The organism is Sphingomonas sp. PP-F2F-A104-K0414 (genome assembly GCF_004340945.1).
Lineage (GTDB): Bacteria > Pseudomonadota > Alphaproteobacteria > Sphingomonadales > Sphingomonadaceae > Sphingomonas.
This window is the reverse complement of the sequence record NZ_SLYD01000001.1, coordinates 483,558-502,203: the sequence shown is the minus strand read 5'-3', so window position 1 is coordinate 502,203 and position 18,646 is coordinate 483,558. Positions and strand designations below refer to the sequence as shown.

The 18,646-nt window shown below is 65.4% G+C and carries 17 protein-coding genes; 12 read left to right on the top strand and 5 right to left on the bottom strand.

Annotated features, from left to right (window positions below):
- Positions 1 to 33 precede the first annotated feature (33 nt).
- The 3 genes from C8J46_RS02085 to C8J46_RS02075 are packed head-to-tail and all read left to right on the top strand — an operon-like array spanning position 34 to position 1,748.
- On the top strand, positions 34 to 360 hold the full coding sequence (locus tag C8J46_RS02085; RefSeq protein ID WP_207894063.1) for a hypothetical protein: 327 nt from the start codon (positions 34 to 36) through the stop codon (positions 358 to 360).
- Positions 361 to 375: 15 nt separating this feature from the next.
- On the top strand, positions 376 to 1,275 hold the full coding sequence (locus tag C8J46_RS02080) for a DMT family transporter (protein ID WP_132734588.1): 900 nt from the start codon (positions 376 to 378) through the stop codon (positions 1,273 to 1,275).
- Positions 1,272 to 1,748, top strand: coding sequence for a GNAT family N-acetyltransferase (locus C8J46_RS02075; RefSeq protein WP_132734586.1), 477 nt, complete (start codon positions 1,272 to 1,274; stop codon positions 1,746 to 1,748). The genes C8J46_RS02080 and C8J46_RS02075 overlap by 4 nt, the downstream gene beginning before the upstream one ends.
- Before the next feature lie 41 nt (positions 1,749 to 1,789).
- On the opposite strand, the gene C8J46_RS02070 is transcribed toward C8J46_RS02075, so the two are convergent.
- The 4 genes from C8J46_RS02070 to C8J46_RS02055 form a co-directional block, all read right to left on the bottom strand.
- Positions 1,790 to 2,452: a TIGR02466 family protein gene (locus C8J46_RS02070; protein WP_132734584.1), complete on the bottom strand. Its 663-nt coding sequence runs from the start codon at positions 2,450 to 2,452 to the stop codon at positions 1,790 to 1,792.
- A 4-nt stretch (positions 2,453 to 2,456) separates the two neighbouring features.
- On the bottom strand, positions 2,457 to 3,035 hold the full coding sequence (gene ppa / locus C8J46_RS02065) for an inorganic diphosphatase (protein ID WP_132734582.1): 579 nt from the start codon (positions 3,033 to 3,035) through the stop codon (positions 2,457 to 2,459).
- A 76-nt stretch (positions 3,036 to 3,111) separates the two neighbouring features.
- Positions 3,112 to 5,025: a M61 family metallopeptidase gene (locus tag C8J46_RS02060; RefSeq protein ID WP_132734580.1), complete on the bottom strand. Its 1,914-nt coding sequence runs from the start codon at positions 5,023 to 5,025 to the stop codon at positions 3,112 to 3,114.
- 132 nt (positions 5,026 to 5,157) lie between these two features.
- Entirely contained in the window at positions 5,158 to 6,093 is a 936-nt protein-coding gene (locus C8J46_RS02055; protein WP_132734576.1) for a DUF808 domain-containing protein, read from the bottom strand.
- Positions 6,094 to 6,226: 133 nt separating this feature from the next.
- Between C8J46_RS02055 and C8J46_RS02050 the strand changes: the two genes are divergently transcribed.
- From C8J46_RS02050 to C8J46_RS02035, 4 genes are all read left to right on the top strand, one after another.
- The gene (locus tag C8J46_RS02050) at positions 6,227 to 7,237 is read left to right on the top strand and encodes an adenosine deaminase (RefSeq protein WP_132734574.1); all 1,011 of its coding nucleotides are present in this window, start codon (positions 6,227 to 6,229) and stop codon (positions 7,235 to 7,237) included.
- Positions 7,234 to 8,202, top strand: a complete 969-nt coding sequence (locus C8J46_RS02045; protein WP_132734572.1) for a bile acid:sodium symporter family protein — start codon at positions 7,234 to 7,236, stop codon at positions 8,200 to 8,202. Before C8J46_RS02050 ends, C8J46_RS02045 begins: the two co-directional genes overlap by 4 nt.
- Before the next feature lie 87 nt (positions 8,203 to 8,289).
- Positions 8,290 to 10,449: a histidine kinase dimerization/phosphoacceptor domain -containing protein gene (locus C8J46_RS02040; protein WP_132734570.1), complete on the top strand. Its 2,160-nt coding sequence runs from the start codon at positions 8,290 to 8,292 to the stop codon at positions 10,447 to 10,449.
- Between the two features lie 98 nt (positions 10,450 to 10,547).
- Entirely contained in the window at positions 10,548 to 11,738 is a 1,191-nt protein-coding gene (locus C8J46_RS02035) for an MFS transporter (protein ID WP_132734568.1), read from the top strand.
- A 337-nt stretch (positions 11,739 to 12,075) separates the two neighbouring features.
- Here the strand turns inward: C8J46_RS02035 and C8J46_RS02030 are convergent, their stop codons facing one another.
- On the bottom strand, positions 12,076 to 13,407 hold the full coding sequence (locus C8J46_RS02030) for an MFS transporter (RefSeq protein ID WP_132734566.1): 1,332 nt from the start codon (positions 13,405 to 13,407) through the stop codon (positions 12,076 to 12,078).
- A gap of 173 nt (positions 13,408 to 13,580) precedes the next feature.
- On the opposite strand from C8J46_RS02030, the gene C8J46_RS02025 reads away from it, so the two are divergent.
- Genes C8J46_RS02025 through C8J46_RS02005 form a run of 5 tightly spaced genes read left to right on the top strand, consistent with a single transcriptional unit; the run spans position 13,581 to position 18,572 of the window.
- A complete protein-coding gene (locus tag C8J46_RS02025; RefSeq protein ID WP_132734564.1) occupies positions 13,581 to 14,816 on the top strand; it encodes a ubiquinol oxidase subunit II in 1,236 nt (411 codons plus the stop codon).
- Between the two features lie 10 nt (positions 14,817 to 14,826).
- Complete coding sequence (gene cyoB / locus C8J46_RS02020; RefSeq protein WP_132734562.1) at positions 14,827 to 16,827, top strand: cytochrome o ubiquinol oxidase subunit I; 2,001 nt, start codon at positions 14,827 to 14,829, stop codon at positions 16,825 to 16,827.
- 4 nt (positions 16,828 to 16,831) lie between these two features.
- Positions 16,832 to 17,470, top strand: a complete 639-nt coding sequence (gene cyoC / locus C8J46_RS02015) for a cytochrome o ubiquinol oxidase subunit III (RefSeq protein ID WP_243643175.1) — start codon at positions 16,832 to 16,834, stop codon at positions 17,468 to 17,470.
- The gene (gene cyoD / locus C8J46_RS02010) at positions 17,467 to 17,850 is read left to right on the top strand and encodes a cytochrome o ubiquinol oxidase subunit IV (RefSeq protein WP_132734560.1); all 384 of its coding nucleotides are present in this window, start codon (positions 17,467 to 17,469) and stop codon (positions 17,848 to 17,850) included. Before cyoC ends, cyoD begins: the two co-directional genes overlap by 4 nt.
- The gene (locus C8J46_RS02005; RefSeq protein ID WP_132734558.1) at positions 17,850 to 18,572 is read left to right on the top strand and encodes an SURF1 family protein; all 723 of its coding nucleotides are present in this window, start codon (positions 17,850 to 17,852) and stop codon (positions 18,570 to 18,572) included. Before cyoD ends, C8J46_RS02005 begins: the two co-directional genes overlap by 1 nt.
- The last annotated feature ends 74 nt before the right edge of the window (positions 18,573 to 18,646 follow it).

Sequence of the window (18,646 nt, the reverse complement as noted above, 5' to 3'; positions counted from 1 at the left end):
GCGTGCCGGTACGATGCGGCGTATGGGATGCGCATGACGACGGCCGCCGATCTCGATGCACTGACCGCGCTGGATCAAGCGGCGACGCCCGGGCCTTGGTACGTGCGGGCGATGGATGACGAGAATGCAACGTGCGCGACCGCTGTTGCCACGAAGCCCAACACGTCCGGCGACAATGACGACCTTTCCGGTTCGACCTATCATGGCGTGGTAGCGGCAACCTCGATCCAGCATCACGACTATGTCGTTACCGCGGATGGACGATCGAGGGAAAATGCAGCGTTGATCGCGGCCGTCCGGACCGCACTTCCCGAATTGCTTCGACTGGCGCGGATCGGTGCGGCAGCCGATCGCGCCTGATATCCACCTGTTCCGATGACCTCGCGCACCGTTTCGCCTGCCCTGGCCTTCACGATCGCCGCGCTGGGCATCGGACTGTTCTCCATGATGGACGCGGTGATGAAGTCGCTCGTGCTGGCGATCGGCGTCTATAACGCGCTGCTGTGGCGGCAGATGATCAGCGTCGGCCTCGGTGCGGTCGCGTGGAAGCTCGGGAACAGCGGTCGGCCGAGCGGGCGGGCGCTCGAGCTGCATCTAGCGCGCGGGTTGGTGACGACCGCGATGGCGGTGCTCTTCTTCTGGGGGCTTGCGCGCGTGCCGATGGCGCAGGCGATTTCGCTGACCTACATCGCGCCGATCCTCGCGCTCCTGCTCGCGGCGGCTACGCTGGGCGAGCGGGTCGGGTGGAAGACGTTGGTCGCGTCGATCGCGGCGCTTGGCGGCGTGCTGGTGGTGATGATCGGGCAGGGGCGCGAGGTACCCGGACCCGAGACCTTCCACGGAACACTAGCGATCCTCGGCTCGGCGGTACTGTATGCGGTCAACCTGGTGATCGCGCGGCTGCAGAGCCAGGCGGCGCGGCCGGGCGAGATCGCGTTCTTCCAGGCGCTCGTCATCACCGCGACGTTGGCGCTCGCGGCGCCCTGGCTCGCGGTGGTACCCGAAGCGGTGCAATGGCCCAAGCTCGTGCTGGCCGCGGGGCTTGCGACCGCCTCGCTGTGGTTGCTCGGCTGGGCGTATGCGCACGGCGACACCGGGTTCCTCGCGACCACCGAATACACCTCGTTCGTCTATGCCGCAGTGCTGGGTTTTCTCGTGTTCGGCGAGCGGGTATCGGCGTTCACGCTGGCAGGCGCGGCGATCATTGTCGTCGCGTGCCTGTACGCGGCGCGGCGGCGTGACATCGCGCAGACATCGATCGAGGCAAGTGCATGACCCATATCCGTTCCGCCACAGCTGCCGATGTCGGCACGATCCTGCGCTTCGTCCGCGAGCTCGCCGCGTTCGAGCGCGAGCCGGATGCGGTCGAGGCTACCGAGCCGATGCTGGAAGAAGCCCTGTTCGGGGAGCGGCCTGCCGCGGAGGCTCTGATCGCGGAGAATGCCGATGGCCCGCTCGGTTTCGCGCTGTTCTTCCACAATTTTTCGACCTGGACGGGCAAGCGTGGGCTGTATCTGGAGGATCTCTACGTGACGCCGGAAGCGCGCGGGCAGGGGGTGGGTGGCGCCCTCCTTTCGCATCTGGCCGGCGTGGCGCTCGATCGCGGGTGCGCGCGGTTCGAATGGTCGGTGCTCGACTGGAACGCCGATGCGATCGCGTTCTACCGGAAGGTCGGCGCGGTCGGGATGGAGGACTGGACGATCCAGCGGATGACCGGGGATGCGCTGGTGAAGCTGGCTGGGCGGTAGGGCAGCAAACGATCCTCCCCCTGGCGGGGGAGGATTGTTGGTCACCCTGTTACGTCGATGTTCATCGCGATCGAGATGCGGTCGCCGGTGCCGAGGTGCGGGCGGACGCCGTGGCGGAGCCAGGCGGGGAACAGGACCAGATCACCCGCGTCGGTCGGCAGGCGGCGCTCGACCGGTTGCGGCTGGCCGTCGATGCCGAGCAGCCGAAAGCCGGGCAGGCGCATGAACGGCACCGGAAAGCGCGGGTCCTCGAAGAACAGCTCGCCGCCCGCTTCGCCTCCCGAGGGCGGGACTCCCATGTCGATATAATAGACCGCGGCCCACAGCACGCCGGGATGCGCGTGGCTCATGTTGAGCGCGCCGGGCGGGGAGACGTTCGCCCACATCTTGACGGTCCATTCGACCGTCGCCGCATCGCGCCCATCGAAATGCGACGCGCGCTTCGCCATCTTCACTGCGGTATCGGCGAGCGCCGCTGCTGCCGGTCCACCCCAGTCGAGCATGTCGGTGGCGGAATGCCAGCCACCGACATTGGACCGTGCGAGGCTGGGCGCGGCGGCGTGACGATCGAGGATCGCCGACCGGAGCGCGGCGTTCAGCGCCTCCGCATCGGCCAGCCGCCCGTGCAGGATCGGCGTCTCGTATAGTCCGATCTGCGCCGCGCGGACGCGGATGCCATCGAACGCACGAGACGCCGTTGTCATGCGATCAGCGCCCTGCGGTGTCGTCCGCGTTCATCGGCTCTTCGCCCTTGGCCTTCTCGGTGTTGTAGCGCTCGATCGCCTCGATCGTCACGCGCTTGGCTTCGTCGGCGTCGCCCCACTTGCCGACGCGGACCCACTTCGTCTTCTCCAGGTCCTTATAGTGCGTGAAGAAGTGCTCGATCTGCTCGAACACGATTTCCGGCATGTCGCCACGCTCGCCGATGTTCGCATAATACGGGAACACCGCGTCGACCGGCACGCAGACGAGCTTCTCGTCGCCGCCGGCTTCGTCCTCGAGGTTCAGCACCGCGATCGGACGCGCACGGACGACGCAGCCTGGGATGAACGGCGAGCGTGCGATCACCAGCGCGTCGAGCGGATCGCCATCGGGGCTCAGCGTGTGCGGCACGAAGCCATAGTTCGCCGGATAGCGCATCGGCGTGTGCAGGATGCGATCGACGAACAGCGCGCCGCTGGCCTTGTCGAACTCGTACTTCACGGGCTCGCCGCCGGTCGGGACTTCGATGATGACGTTGAGGTCTTCGGGCGGGTTCTTGCCGGTCGGGATGAGATCGATACGCATGGCGGTCCTTTCAGAATATGACGGTGCCGGCGCTCCTCGTCTGGGGAGCGACCGGCACCGGTAAGTCAGTGGCTGGTCAGCGCGGCGTCAGCAGCTTGTCGAGCCCACCGTCACCTGTACCGACCTTCTGAAGCCGCGGATAGCGCGGGCCGTCGTGGTAATCGAGCGAGATGTCACGGAATCGGTCATTGTTCTTTACAGTGAGACGAATCGGTAGCTTCGTCCCCTGCGCGGCGACGATCGCCGCCTTGATCCGGTCCGCCGAATAGGCCTCGCTGTTGACCGCCTCGATCTCGGTGCCGACGTCGAGACCCGCCTTGAACGCGGGGCTGTCCCAGATCGACGAGGTGACGACGCCGTCCTTGTTGATCACCATGCCGAGCGAATAGCTGACATCGGTGCCGCGCGTCTTCTCCGCCTGCTTCAGATACGGGCTCTGCTCGGGGCCGTAGACCAGCTTGTAGCCGTTCATCGCAAAGCCGTTGATCGGCGCGGGCTTGCCCGTCTCGGTCAGCCGCGTGTTCAGGAACGTCGCCCAGTCATAGGGGACGATGCCGTTCAGCGTCTTCGCGACATCGGCGAAGGTATAGGTCAGCTCGCCATAGTCGCCGTCACGAACGCCGAAGAAGGCACGCGCGAAATCGTCGATCGACTTGGTGCCGTTCGACTTCTGGCGGAGCATCGCGTCGACCTCCATCCAGACCATCAGGCCCTCGTTGTAGTAATCCTCCGACCGCTGCCAGCTCGTCCACCCCTTGGGCTTGCGCGCCGAGATGACGGGATCATTCGTCGTGTCGATCAGCGGACGCCACTGGCGGCCCGGCGCGGTGTCGTAAATACCGAGGATCGAGGCATAGCCGTCGAGCGTGTCCTGCTTGCTGACCAGCCCCGAGCGCGCCTGGAGCACATAGCCCCAGAACTGCGTCTGGCCCTCGTAGACCCACAACAGCGAATCGCGCATCGGCGTGCGGAAATCGGGCGTCCACAGGTCGGCGCCGCGGCGGAACTTGCCGTCCCAGCTATGCGTGTATTCATGCGGCAACAGGTTCCGCGCGGCGGCCCCCGTCTCCCATTCGGTGAAATAGCCGGGACGGACGCCGTTCTCGGAACTGCGATGATGCTCCAGGCCGATCCCGCCGAGCTGATCGGTGATCGACAGCAGGAATTCGTAATGATCGTAATGCTGCGCGCCGAACGTCTTCACCGCCTGGTCGACGAGGCGCTTGTGCGCATCGATCTGCTCGGGCTTGGCGGCGAGCTGGTCGGGGCTATCCGCGAATACGTTGAGGTCGACGCGGGGGGAGAGCGGCCAGACCTTGCCGTATTTGCCCGCCAGCGTCGGCGAATCGACGAGGATCTCGTAGTTGGTCGTGTCGTAGCTGTAGGTCGACCCCGACACCTTCGCCGGCACTGCGCCCGCCGCGGTCCAGCCGGTCGGGTAGGTGACGGTCATCTTGATCGGGATCTGGCGCGTGAAATAGCCGGCCGGATAGAGGCTGACGAGATTCGGCTCGAGGCTGATCATCGTCGGGGTCATCACCACGCGGCCCTGGTCGCCCTTGGTCGCGGAGATGAACTGGAACTCGGCCACCACCGACTTCGCGCCAGTCGGCACGTCGATATGGAACGCGAACACGTCGACGGGATCGCGCGTCCAGGGGAGGATCTTGCCGTTCGCACGGATCACGAGACCGGCGAGCTTCTCGATCTCGCCGCGTGGGGAATGCGCGCCGGGCAGCCACTTCGGGTAGAGCAGCGCCATCGGGCCGGACTTGGCGACCGGGATCGTCTGCTTGACGCGGAAGATGCCGCGCTCGGTATCGGTCGCATCGACGTCGAGCAGCAGCGTGCCCGGATAGGGCGTGTCGACCGCGTCGGGGATCGTGTCGACGAACGGTACCGGCTGTGGCGCAGTATTGCCGGCGGGAACCTGCGCCACCGCAGGAACAGCGGACGCGAGCAGGGATGCGACGAGAAGCTTGCGGATCAAAGGAAGGGCCTTCCGGCTGAGAGACGATGACACGAGGTGTAATCGCGATAAAGGGCAGCCGTCCAGTCCTTTACCGAGATGGGAAGGTGCGCCCCATCACGACACGGTCCGCAGCGATCGGCACTCCGTCCTTCAGTGTGCCTTGGGCTTTTTCACCGCATGCAGACCCAGCGCGATCGCACCACCCAGGATCAGTCCGACGATCCCCGAGAAGAACGCGTTCATCGCCCAGTTCACGGGGCCCTTGGCGAACGGCACTGCATGCGAAGCAGCCTCCGCGGTGTCGTGGATCCAGTGCGGGAGCGTCGTGAACCCGAACTCCTCGATCCCGTGGACGATGATCTGGCCGCCGACCCATACCATTGCTGCCGTGCCGATCACCGACAGCGCCGACATCACCAGCGGCATGCCCTTCACCAGCCCGCGGCCGATCGCCTGCACCGCCGCGCTGCTGCGCTGCGCCAGATGCAGGCCGATATCGTCCATCTTCACGATCAGCGCGACCACGCCGTAGACTCCGATGGTGATGACGATCCCGACCAGCGCCAGGACGATCGCCTGCTCCCAGATCGGCTTGGTCGCGACGTCGGACAGCGCGATCACCATGATCTCAGCCGACAGGATGAAATCGGTGCGGATCGCGCCCGAGACCTTCTGCGCTTCGAGCGTCGCCGCATCGACCGGCGCCTCGACGACCTCCTCGGCATGCCCGCCGCCGAACGCCTCGAGGATCTTCTCCGCGCCCTCGAAGCACAGATACGTACCGCCGAGCATCAGCAACGGCGTCAGCAGCCACGGCGCGAATGCGCTCAGCGCGAGCGCGGCGGGCAGGATGAAGACCAGCTTGTTGCGGAACGACCCAAGCGCGATCTTCCAGATCATCGGCAGTTCGCGCTTCGGCTCGAACCCGACCATGTAGCGCGGCGTGACGGCGGCATCGTCGACCACCACGCCGATCGCCTTGCTGCCCGCCTTGCCGGTGGTCGCGGCGATATCGTCCAGGCTGGCGGCAGCGAGCTTGGTGATCCCGGCGATGTCGTCGAGCAGTGCGACCAGTCCTGTGGGCATCGATGGTGTCCTTAGCGTAGGTTTACGCGCTCGGTAACGTGACAGGATTGTCATGCAACGGCTTTCGCACTTGCGGTAGTGCGCGGCGGGCGGAATGGTTGCAGCCGACGCGACCCAAGCGACAGGACGGATCATGACAGACGACTTCATCACGAACCTGCCAAAGGCCGAACTCCACCTCCATATCGAGGGCAGCCTGGAACCCGAACTCATGTTCGCACTGGCCGAGCGCAACAAGGTCGCGATCCCGTTCAAGAGCGTCGAGGACGTCCGCGCAGCCTACAGCTTCACCAATCTCCAGACCTTCCTCGACATCTATTATGCGGGCGCTGCGGTGCTCCAGACCGAAGAGGATTTCCGCGATCTGGCGGTCGCCTATTTCGACCGCGTCGCGCAGGACGGCGTCGTGCATGCCGAGATCTTCTTCGATCCGCAGACGCACACGCATCGCGGCATTCCGTTCGATGTCGTCGCGCGCGGTCTGTTCGCGGGGATCGACGAGGCACAGGCCAAGCACGGCATGTCGGTCGGCCTCATCATGAGCTTCCTGCGCCATCTCGACGAGGAGGACGCGTTCAAGACGTTCGCGCAGGCCGAGCCGTGGCTCGACCAGTTCATCGGCGTCGGGCTCGATTCGTCCGAGGTCGGCCATCCGCCGTCGAAGTTCGCACGCGTGTTCGGGGCGTCGGCGGACGCCGGGCTGATGCTGTGCGCGCATGCCGGCGAGGAGGGCCCCCCCGCCTATATCCACGAGGCGCTCGACATCCTCCAAGTCGACCGCATCGACCACGGCAATCGCGCGCTGGAAGATCCGGCGCTGGTCGCTCGCCTCGCACGCGACGCGATGACGCTGACCGTGTGCCCGCTGTCGAACGTCGCGCTGCGCAACGTCGACAAGCTGGAGAACCATCCGATCGACCGGATGCTCGATCTCGGCCTGCGCGCGACGATCCATTCGGACGATCCGGCCTATTTCGGTGGCTATATCGGCGAGAATTTCCGCCAGACGGCGCGTGCGAAGACCCTGTCGCGCGAGCAGGTCGTGACGCTCGCGCGCAACAGCTTCCTCGGCAGTTTCCTGGATGACGACGCGCTCAGCGGCCATCTCGCGACGCTCGACGCCTATGTGAAGGCGCATCCGTGATCGGGCGGTTCTTGGCGGTCTTCGAGCCGTTCATCCTGATGCTGCTCGGCACCGTCGTGCTGGCGAGCCTGCTGCCGGCACGCGGTGAGATGGCGACGATCGTCGGCTATGCGGCGGATATCGGCATCGTCCTGCTGTTCTTCCTCCACGGCGCGAAGCTGTCGCGCGATGCGATTCTGTCGGGGCTGCGCAACTGGAAGCTGCATCTGGCGGTGCTCGCCATCACCTTCGTCGCATTCCCGCTGTTCGGGCTGGGGCTGACCGCGTTGCCGTTCGTGACGGGGCCGCTCGCCGCCGGACTGTTGTTCCTGACGCTGCTTCCCTCGACCGTGCAGTCGTCGATCGCCTTCACCGCGATCGCCCGCGGCAACGTCGCGGCGGCGGTGTGCAGCGCGTCGTTCTCCAACCTGCTCGGTATTCTCGTAACACCGGCGCTGGTCGCGCTGCTGATGAACACTTCGGGCAGCGGCGGGATCTCGATCGAGAGTATCGAGGCGATCGTGCTGCAACTGCTGGTGCCGTTCGTCGTCGGGCATCTGTTGCGGCCGTGGATCGGTGCGTGGGTGACGCGCAACAAGGGCCTGCTGACCGTGGTCGATCGCGGCTCGATCCTGCTGGTCGTCTACAGCGCGTTCGGTGCCGCGGTGGTCGAGGGGCTGTGGACCAAATTGTCGATCGGCGACCTGATCCTGGTCGGACTGCTGTGCGCCGCGCTGCTCGCCTTCGTGCTCGGGCTGACGTTTGCCGTTGCCCGCCTGATGAAGCTGCCCCGCGAGGATGCGATCGTGCTGCAATTCTGCGGGTCGAAGAAGAGCCTTGCATCGGGCGTGCCGATGGCGGGCGTGCTGTTCCCGCCCGCGCAGGTCGGCGTGATCCTGCTGCCCGTCATGCTGTTCCACCAGTTGCAGCTGATCGCCTGCGCCGTGATCGCGCGCCGCTATGCCGAGTCCGCGCCGCAGTCCTGATCCTGATCAATAGGCCCATTGCGAGGGTATTTGCTTTGTTCCGCAATGACCGCCACAGCGGTTTTGCTGACTAGGGGGCCTTGGCCGATGACTGCGCAGAACGATGTAGACGCTACTGCGCTCGATCAGGCGCAGACCCAGGATAGCGGGCTGGACCTGACCGCGTGCGACCGCGAGCCGATCCACATTCCGGGGTCGATCCAGCCGCACGGCCTGTTGCTGGTCGCCGATCCGACCTCGCTGACGATCGTTGCGGGCGCGGGTGATATCGAGGGGCGGCTGGCGGCAGATTGGCTCGGTGCCGATCTTGCGCAGGTGTTGGCGCAGGCCGTGCCGGCGGACGACGTGGGGCCGGGGGGGATGGTCGGCGATCCGTTGATGGGATCGACCGAACGCTTCGAGGTGACGATCCACCGCAGCGGCGACTATCTGCTGGCCGAGCTCGAGCCGGTCGAGGCCGCGCCGATGACCGCGACGCAGATGCTCGGCCGGCTCAACCCGATGATCACGATGTTCGAGCGCGCGACCGATCTGAGCACGCTGTGCGACCGCGCCGCGATCGCGTTCCGCCAGCTCACCGGGTTCGACCGGGTGATGATCTATCGCTTCCTCGACGACGACGCCGGCCGCGTCGTGGCGGAGGATAAGGCCACGGGCCTGGGCACCTTCCTCAACCATCATTTCCCGGCATCGGACATTCCGAAGCAGGCGCGCGCGCTATACGTCCGCAACCGGACGCGGACGATCCCGACGATCGATTATGCGCCTGCCGTATTGCGTCCCGCCGGGTTCGAGACGCTCGATCTGAGCGACGTGACGGTACGCAGCGTGTCGCCGATCCACCTGCGCTATCTCGCCAACATGGAGGTTGCGGCCTCCGCGTCGATCTCGATCGTCAAGGACGGGCTGCTCTGGGGCCTGATCGCCTGCCACAACGCGACGCCGCGCGGCCTGAGCCCCGACGTCCGTGCCGCATCGGCGACGCTGGCCAGCGGCCTCGCACGCCAGATCCGCGCGAAGGAAGAGGCCGAGATCTACCGCGAACGGCTGCGGCTGCGCGGCGCCGAGGACGCGGTGGTCGCCAAGCTCGCGACCGAACCGGCGCCGCGCAGCATCGTCGTGACGTTGCGCGACGACCTGCGGCGGATGCTCGACGCCGACGGGTTCGCGTTCGTGCAGGGAACAATCGTCGACACCGACGGAGTCTGCCCCGCGCATGACGAGATCCGCGATCTCGTCGCCTGGGTCTGCGCACGCAGCGGTATCGAGCCGCTGGCGACGCACGAGCTCCCCTCGCTGCTGCCGCGTGCGGACGCCTATCGCGCCTGCGCCAGCGGGGTGCTGGCGATGCCGTTGATCGACGATGGCGCGATGCTGTTCTGGTTCCGCGCCGAACAGGCCGAGGAGGTCGAATGGGCGGGCAATCCGCACAAGGCGGTGTCGCTCGATCCGACCGCGGTGCTGACTCCGCGTACCTCGTTCCAGTCCTGGACTCAGGTCGTGTCGGGCCGATCGCGCCGCTGGACGCTGGAGGAGATCGAGGCCGCGCACCGCCTGCGTCGCGCGTTCCACGACGCGCATATCAACCAGCGGCTCCGCCTGCTCAACGCCGACCTGCAGCGCACGCTCGCCGACAAGGACGTGCTGATCGCGCAGAAGGACGTCCTGATGAAGGAGGTCAATCACCGCGTCCAGAACAGCCTCCAGCTGGTCGCCGCGTTCCTCGCGCTCCAGGCGAAGGCGTCCGACGATGCCAAGGTGAAGGAGCATCTCGCCGAGGCGCAGGCACGGCTTTCCGCGGTCGCTCTGGTGCATCGCCGGCTCTACCGCGACGATCAGGTCGAGTCGGTCGACCTCTCGCGCTATCTCGAGGAGCTGGCGGGCGACATGAAGACTTCGCTCGGCGCGGACTGGGCGGCGCAGATCCGGCTCGATCTCGCGCCGATTCTGGTGCCGACCGACCGGGCCGTGAACATCGGGCTGGTCCTCACCGAACTCGTCATCAACGCCAGCAAATATGCCTATGGCGGGCAGCCCGGGCCGATCCTGATCGCGCTCGAACAGCATCGCAACCGCCTCCGCCTGATCGTCGCCGACGATGGGTCGGGCAAGGTCGGGACGCGCGAGGGGTTCGGCAGCCGGATGATGAACGCGATCGTCGCCGGGCTGTCCGGCACGATCGAGCATGACGACAACATGCCCGGCCTGCGTGTGATCATGACCGCGCCGATCGTCGATACCGTCTGATCGGGCGGGTTGCCGGCGAACGCCCGCTTGGGCGCGGCTGATATTTGCTCGGGCACCCGCGGGTTGAAGCTTTATGCTGCACCTGCGAAATAAACCGGATGATCGATACCGACCAAACCGCCTCGTTTACCTCCCCTGTCAACGCGCGGTTGGCGCTGCTTGCGCTTGCAGTGGGTGGCTTCGCGATCGGGACCACCGAGTTCGCCGCGATGAGCCTGCTACCGCAGTTCGCGCGGGGACTCGGGATCGACGAGCCGACCGCGGGGCATGTCATCAGCGCCTATGCGCTCGGCGTAGTCGTCGGTGCGCCGACGATCGCGGTGCTGGCGGCGAAGATCGAGCGGCGCGTGCTGCTGATCGGGTTGATGACGTTTCTGGGGATCGCAAACGGGCTGTCCGCGCTCGCGCCGACCTATCACCTGATGCTGCTGGCCCGGTTCCTGAGTGGATTGCCGCACGGCGCCTATTTCGGCGTCGGGTCGCTCGTCGCGGCGTCGATGGTGCCGCGCGAGAAGCGGTCGCGCGCGGTATCGCGGATGATGCTCGGGCTGACGATCGCGACGATCGCGGGCGTGCCGCTGGCGAACGGCATCGGCCAGTGGTTCGGCTGGCGCTGGGGCTTCGGGATCGTCGCGATCATCGCCGCGGTGACGGTGGCGATGCTGCTGAAGTTCGCGCCGGTCCTGCGGCCTGCGAAGGATGCGAGCCCGCTCGGCGAACTGGCGGCGCTGCGCAACGGGCAGGTCTGGCTCACGCTGGCGATCGGCGCGGTCGGCTTCGGCGGGATCTTCTGCGTCTATACCTACCTCGCCTCGACGCTGACCGAAGTGACAGGCGTGTCGTCCGCGTTCACGCCGGTCGCGTTCGCGCTGTTCGGGGTGGGGATGACGATCGGGACGCTGGTCTGCGCAAAGGCGGCGGACGTGGCGCTGATGCCGGCGGCGGGGATCACGTTGCTGTTCGGGGCAGGGGCGCTCGCGCTCTACGCGCCGGCGACGCCGCATCTCTGGGCGATGTTGCCGGTCGTGGTGCTGATCGGGTGCGGCGGCGGGTTGTCGACGATCCTACAGACCCGGCTGATGGATGTTGCTGAGGAGGCGCAGACTCTGGCGGCAGCGCTCAACCATTCCGCGTTCAATACCGCCAATGCGCTGGGGCCTTGGCTTGGCGGGCTGGCGATTGCGGGTGGGTATGGGTTGCCGTCGACCGGCTGGGTCGGGACGGCGCTAGCGCTTGGCGGGTTTGCGATCTGGGCGCTGTCGTGGGGACTCGATCGCCGACGGGTCTGATTGTCCTCACCGTCATTCCAACGTTCGCCGGCTGACCGTCTCTCCCACCGTCATCCCAGCGAAAGCTGGGATCTCCCCGTTCCGGGTCGCAGCGCCCGCCAACAGGGATACCCCAGCTTTCGCTGGGACGACGGTTGCGTGAGGGGTGACGGTTTTGGACGGCGACGGTTTTGGAGGGGCTCAGAGATATTCCAGTCGCCACCACCCCGGCGAAGGCCGGGGCCCAGTTGGGGGACGGTGCTAACTACGGACGGCGCGCCGTTACTGCGGCCTTGCCAACTGGGCCCCGGCCTTCGCCGGGGTGGTGCCGCTCGGTAAGCCTTTCAGCCCCCAAACCTCAGCGCGCGATGTTGCGCTTCGCCAGTTCCTTGTTCAGCCCCAGTGCGATCAGCGTGAACACCGCGCCCGAGAACAGATACGCGCCGCTCGCCGCCAGCCCCAGCTTGCTCGTCAGCAGCAGCGCCGCCAGCGGGGCAAAGCCCGCACCGAACAGCCACGCCAGATCGGTCGTCAGCGCTGAGCCCGTGTAGCGATGCTGCGGCGACAGGCTCGAGGCGATCGCGCCCGAGGACTGACCGAACGACAGCCCGAACAACAGGAAGCCGATCCCCATGAACATCCGCTCGCCGACGTCGCCGCCATCGAGCAGCGACGGTGCGGCGATCGCGAACAGTGCGATCAGCACTGCGATCGTGCCGAGCATCGTGCGACGCCCGAACCGGTCTGCCAGCAGACCCGACACCAGCATCGCGCCGATCCCGATGATCGCGCCGATCACCTCCACCACCAGGAAGCGCGCGGGGGCCTCACGCGTGAACAATACGACCCACGACAGCGGGAACACCGTCACCATGTGGAACAGCGCGAAGCTGGCGAGCGGCACGAACGAGCCGAGCCAGATCGCCTTCCACTGCGACTGCACGGTCTCGACGACCGGTGCCGGCTCGAGCTCGCGCTTGGCGTACATCTCTTCGAACTCGGGCGTCACCACTAGGCGAAGGCGCGCGAACAGCGCGACGACGTTGATCGCGAACGCCACGAAGAACGGATAGCGCCAGCCCCAGGCGAAGAAATCCTCGGTCGGCAGCGCAGCGACGAAGAATGCGAACAACCCGCTCGCGACCAGCAGGCCGATCGGCGCACCAAGCTGCGGCAGCATCGCGTACCAGCCGCGGTGCTTCTCGGGCGAATTGAGCGAGAGGAGCGACGCCAGACCGTCCCAAGCACCGCCGAGCGCGATGCCCTGGCCGATGCGGAGCAGCGCGAGGATCGCGACCGACCAGTTGCCGACCGAATCATAGCCGGGGATAAACCCCATCGCGACAGTCGAGGTACCAAGCAGGAACAGCGAGATCGTCAGCTTGACGCTGCGACCGTAGGCGCGATCGACCGCGATGAAGATGATCGAGCCAATCGGGCGGGCGATGAACGCCAGCGCGAATACCGCGAATGAATAGAGCGTGCCCTGCAACCGGTCGACATACGGGAAGACTAGGGTCGGGAACACGAGCACCGAGGCGATCGCGTAGACGAAGAAGTCGAAGAATTCCGAGGTGCGGCCGATCACCACGCCGATCGCGATCACGCCGGGCGTGACGTGCTCGCCGTCGCTGTGGATACTGCGAGCATCGGCTTCGAAGCTCGTCTCGGGGATCGTATTAGCACTCATTCTTCAACTCGCTCTGCAGGGCGCTGACCCATCATACGCTGTTCGGGCGGATGCGGGCAGGGGCAATCTATGCTACCCTTCGTGATGATAAAGCCATGCCGATGTTGCAGTGCAGCGCCCATTGGACAAATTGTCCACTGTAGTGCGGCGCAACCGAGGCGTAGGGGACCAGCATGATCGTTGAGAAAACCGTTTCCCGCGCAAAAAAATGGTTGGCCGTGCTGCCGCTTGCGCTGCTCACCAGCGGCTGCGACTGGGTCGTGATGTCGCCGTCCGGCGATATCGCAGTGCAGCAGCGCGACCTCGTGCTGATCTCGACCGGGCTGATGCTGCTGATCATCGTTCCGGTGATCTGCCTGACGCTGTTCTTCGCGTTCCGCTATCGCCAGTCGAACAAGGCCGCCAAGTATGAGCCCAACTGGGATCACTCGGTTGGCCTCGAGTTGTTGATCTGGGGCATCCCGCTGCTGATCATCATCGCGCTCGGCGCGTTGACGTGGACCAGCACGCATCTGCTCGATCCGTACCGTCCCCTCGGCCGGATCAAGCCCGACGCGCCGACGCTCGCGAACAACGTGCCGGTCGGCAATCTGGTCGACAAGCAGCAGCTGGCGAACGGCGTCGGCAAGCCGCTCGAGGTGCAGGTCGTCGCGCTCGATTGGAAGTGGCTGTTCATCTATCCGGAATACGGCATCGCCACGGTCAACGAACTGGCTGCACCGGTCGATCGCCCGATCCGCTTCCAGATGACCTCGTCATCGGTGATGAATGCGTTCTACATCCCTGCGCTGGCCGGCATGATCTATACGATGCCCGGCATGCAGACGACGCTGAACGCGGTCATCAACAAGCCCGGCAATTACGAGGGCTTCTCGTCGCACTATAGCGGTGCGGGCTTCTCGGGGATGCGCTTCCGCTTCCACGGCGTGTCCGACGCGGGCTTCGATGCCTGGGTCAACCGGGTCCGGCAGAGCGGCGGCGCGATCGGGGCGGGCGGTCTCAACCGCGCCAGCTATCTCCAGCTGGAGAAGCCGAGCGAGAAGGTGCCGGTCCGCTATTACAATGCGGTCGAGCCGAAGATCTTCACGGCGATCGTCGAGCAGTGCGTCCAGCCGGGCAAGGTCTGCATGTCGCAGATGATGCATGGCGGCAAAGGCGGGGGGGACTCGCATGCCGGCATGGCGATGCCGGGCGTCAACGGCGGCAAGGGCCCGCAAGAGGCCTCCGAGCGCGTCAAGGGCGCGTTGCTGAAGGACGCCGATGAAAAGGGTAGCGGCGAACATTGGACCGCACCCGCCGATATAAAACGGGACGGCGCCAACAGCGTGCCCGGATCGGTATCGAACCGTAATCACACCATGCTGACCCCCTCCACACAGCCGGGCACGCGCCCCGTCGCGAACGGCTAGAGAAACCATCATGAACGACACTCTGTTGAAGACAATCTTCGGCCGCCTGACCCTGGAGTCGCTGCCGCTGCACGAACCGATCGTCGTCGCCACCTTTGGTATGGTGGCGATCGGCGGGCTCGGGCTCGTCGCCGCGCTGACCTATTTCAAGGTCTGGGGCTATCTGTGGAACCAGTGGTTCACCAGCGTCGATCACAAGAAGATCGGCATCATGTACATCATCCTGGCGATCGTCATGCTGCTGCGCGGGTTCTCCGACGCGATCATGATGCGCGCGCAGCAGGCGATGGCGTTCAACGGGTCCGAAGGATACCTGACCGCGCATCACTATGATCAGGTCTTCACCGCGCACGGCGTGATCATGATCTTTTTCGTGGCGATGCCGCTGGTCACGGGCCTGATGAACTATGTCGTCCCGCTCCAGATCGGTGCGCGCGACGTGTCGTTCCCGTTTCTCAACAATTTCAGCTTCTGGATGACCGCGGCGGGTGCCGTGATCGTCATGATGTCGCTGTTCATCGGTGAGTTTGCGCGGACCGGCTGGCTCGCGATGCCGCCCCTCTCAGGGTTGGCGTATTCGCCAGACGTCGGTGTCGATTACTATATCTGGGCGTTGCAGATCGCCGGCATCGGAACGCTGTTGTCCGGCGTCAATCTGATCGCGACCATCGTCAAGATGCGCGCACCCGGCATGACCATGATGAAGATGCCGATCTTCACCTGGACGGCCCTGTGCACCAACGTCCTTGTCGTCGCCGCCTTCCCGGTCCTGACCGCGGTGCTCGCGATGCTCTCGCTCGACCGTTACATCGGTACCGCGTTCTTCACGAACGACTCGGGCGGCAACCCGATGATGTACGTCAACCTGATCTGGATCTGGGGTCACCCCGAGGTCTACATCCTGATCCTGCCGGCATTCGGCGTGTTTTCGGAAGTCACCTCGACCTTCTCGGGCAAGCGCCTCTTCGGCTACAGCTCGATGGTCTACGCGACGCTCGTCATCACGATCCTCGCCTATCTCGTCTGGCTGCACCACTTCTTCACGATGGGGTCGGGCGCGAGCGTGAACTCGTTCTTCGGGATCACCACGATGATCATCTCGATCCCGACCGGGGCCAAGATTTTCAACTGGCTGTTCACGATGTACAAGGGCCGGATCCGGTTCGAACTGCCGATGATGTGGACGATCGCCTTCATGGTGACCTTCACGATCGGCGGCATGACCGGCGTGCTTCTTGCCGTGCCGCCAGCCGACTTCGTGCTGCACAACTCGCTGTTCCTGGTCGCGCATTTCCATAACGTGATCATCGGCGGGACGCTGTTCGGCATGTTCGCCGGCATCAACTACTGGTTCCCGAAGGCGTTCGGCTTCAAGCTGGACGAGACCTGGGGCAAGATCTCGTTCTGGTGCTGGGTCCCCGGCTTCTACTTCGCCTTCATGCCGCTCTACGTGCTCGGCCTGATGGGCGTGACCCGCCGGATGCGCTATTTCGACGATCCGAACCTGCAGATCTGGTTCATCATCGCCGCTTTCGGTGCAGCCATGATCGCCGCCGGTATCGGTGCCTTCCTGATGCAGATCTTCGTCAGCATCCGGAACCGCGAGAAGCTTGCCGATCTGACCGGCGATCCGTGGAACGGCCGTACGCTCGAATGGTCGACCTCGTCGCCGCCGCCGGAGTACAACTTCGCGTTCACGCCGATCGTCCACGACCTGGACGCCTGGTACGACATGAAGGAGCGCAAGGCGGTCCGTCCGGTCTCCGGCTTCAAGGCGATCCACATGCCGAGCGGCACCGGCACGGGCGTCGTGCTCGCCGGTCTCAGCGTGGCGTTCGGCTTCGCGATGATCTGGTACATCTGGTGGCTCGCAGGGCTCACCTTGGTCGGCATCTTCGCGACGACGATCTTCCACACCTTCAACTACAAGCGCGACTTCCACATCCCGGTCGAGGACGTGATCGCCAGCGAGGACGCGCGCACCCGCCAGCTCGCGACCCAGGGAGCCTGACGCGATGTCCGCAATACCCATGAAGGACGGTCTGAACGAGACCAAACCGGTCTCGTTCTACGACATCGACGAGCACGAACATCCCGACGGCGGCAGCACGATGCTGGGCTTCTGGATGTACCTGATGAGCGATTGTCTCATCTTCGCGGTGCTATTCGCGGCCTATGCCGTGCTCGGCAACAGCTATGCCGGCGGCCCCAGCCCGAAGGAGATTTTCGAGCTGCCGTTGGTGGCGGTGAACACCGCGATGCTGCTGTTCTCGTCGATCACCTACGGCTTTGCGATGCTGTCGATGGAGGAAGGTCGCCAGCGCGTCATGCAGATGTGGCTGGTCTTCACCGGCCTGTTCGGCCTCGCGTTCCTGTCGATCGAAATGTACGAGTTCGCCACCCTCATCCATGAGGGTGCGGGCCCGACCCGCAGCGCGTTCCTGTCGTCGTTCTTCACGCTCGTCGGCACGCACGGCCTCCACGTCACGATGGGCCTGATCTGGCTCGTCACGCTGATGGTCCAGGTCCAGAAGCACGGCCTGATCGCGGCGAACAAGCGCCGCCTGATGTGCCTCAGCATGTTCTGGCATTTCCTCGACGTCATCTGGATCGGCGTCTTCACCTTCGTCTATCTGATGGGCACCCTACGATGAGCGACACGCACGCAACCACGCATGATGCGCATGCGGATCACGGCGATCACGATCATGCCGCGCACGGCACGCGGGGCAGCTACATCAAGGGGTTCCTGCTCTCGGTCATCCTGACCGCTATCCCGTTCTGGGCAGTCATGACCGGCGCGTTCAAGGATCCGTCGACCGCCGCGCTCGTCGTGATGGTGTTCGCGGTCGCGCAGATCGTCGTCCACATGATCTACTTCCTGCACATGAGCGGCAAGTCGGAGGGCGGCTGGACGATGATGGCGTTGATCTTCACGATCATCCTCGTTGTCATCACGCTCAGCGGATCGATCTGGGTGATGTACCACATGAACACGAACATGATGCCGATGCAGGCCGCGGCGGATATGTGATGAGCACGCGACCGGGCCCTGCCGTCTACGTCGCAGGTCTGGTCGCGCTCCTGCTGTTCGCCGGGTTCATGGCGCTCGGCATCTGGCAGGTCGAGCGCCGCGCCTGGAAACTCAACCTGATCGAACAGGTCGCGGCGCGTGCACATGCCGCGCCGGTCGCCCCGCCCGGACCCGCCTCCTGGGGCGCGATCACCGCTACCACCGACACCTATCGTCGCATCCGCCTCGACGGCACCCTCGATAATTCGCGTGAGACTCTGGTCCGCGCCGCCACCGCGCTCGGCAGCGGGTATTGGGTCGTCACTCCCTTGCGGACCGCCCAAGGCTTCACCGTCCTTGTAAATCGCGGCTACGTCTCGCCCGAACAGCGCGTCGCGCATACCAAGCCGACCGGCCCGGTCACGATCACCGGCTATCTCCGCATCACCGAGCTCGGCGGAGGCTTCCTGCGCCACAACGACCCCGCCACCGGCAAATGGTATTCGCGCGACGTCGCCGCGATCGCCAAGGCCCGCGGCCTCTCGAACGTCGCGCCCTATTTCGTCGACGCGGACAAGTCCGGCACCGCCGCCCCGGTCGGCGGCCTGACGATCATCGCCTTCCCCAACAACCACCTCGTCTACATGCTGACCTGGTTCGCACTCGCCGCGATGACCATCGTCGCTTTCGTCGTGTTCGTCCGCCAGGATGCGCGCAAGCGGCGAGGGGCCCCAGACGCATGACAACGGGGGACGCATGACAACGGCGGGCGCACGCCAGGGCTGGCAACGTTGGCTCGCGCTCGCGACCGCGCGCA

Coding starts and splice junctions, on each gene's coding strand:
- C8J46_RS02070 (WP_132734584.1), bottom strand. CDS start 2,452: ATGACAACGGCGTCTCGTGCGTTCGATGGCATCCGCGTCCGCGCGGCG.
- ppa (WP_132734582.1), bottom strand. CDS start 3,035: ATGCGTATCGATCTCATCCCGACCGGCAAGAACCCGCCCGAAGACCTC.
- C8J46_RS02085 (WP_207894063.1), top strand. CDS start 34: ATGACGACGGCCGCCGATCTCGATGCACTGACCGCGCTGGATCAAGCG.
- C8J46_RS02035 (WP_132734568.1), top strand. CDS start 10,548: ATGATCGATACCGACCAAACCGCCTCGTTTACCTCCCCTGTCAACGCG.
- C8J46_RS02050 (WP_132734574.1), top strand. CDS start 6,227: ATGACAGACGACTTCATCACGAACCTGCCAAAGGCCGAACTCCACCTC.
- C8J46_RS02005 (WP_132734558.1), top strand. CDS start 17,850: ATGAGCACGCGACCGGGCCCTGCCGTCTACGTCGCAGGTCTGGTCGCG.
- cyoD (WP_132734560.1), top strand. CDS start 17,467: ATGAGCGACACGCACGCAACCACGCATGATGCGCATGCGGATCACGGC.
- C8J46_RS02080 (WP_132734588.1), top strand. CDS start 376: ATGACCTCGCGCACCGTTTCGCCTGCCCTGGCCTTCACGATCGCCGCG.
- C8J46_RS02040 (WP_132734570.1), top strand. CDS start 8,290: ATGACTGCGCAGAACGATGTAGACGCTACTGCGCTCGATCAGGCGCAG.
- cyoB (WP_132734562.1), top strand. CDS start 14,827: ATGAACGACACTCTGTTGAAGACAATCTTCGGCCGCCTGACCCTGGAG.
- C8J46_RS02030 (WP_132734566.1), bottom strand. CDS start 13,407: ATGAGTGCTAATACGATCCCCGAGACGAGCTTCGAAGCCGATGCTCGC.
- C8J46_RS02075 (WP_132734586.1), top strand. CDS start 1,272: ATGACCCATATCCGTTCCGCCACAGCTGCCGATGTCGGCACGATCCTG.
- C8J46_RS02025 (WP_132734564.1), top strand. CDS start 13,581: ATGATCGTTGAGAAAACCGTTTCCCGCGCAAAAAAATGGTTGGCCGTG.
- cyoC (WP_243643175.1), top strand. CDS start 16,832: ATGTCCGCAATACCCATGAAGGACGGTCTGAACGAGACCAAACCGGTC.
- C8J46_RS02055 (WP_132734576.1), bottom strand. CDS start 6,093: ATGCCCACAGGACTGGTCGCACTGCTCGACGACATCGCCGGGATCACC.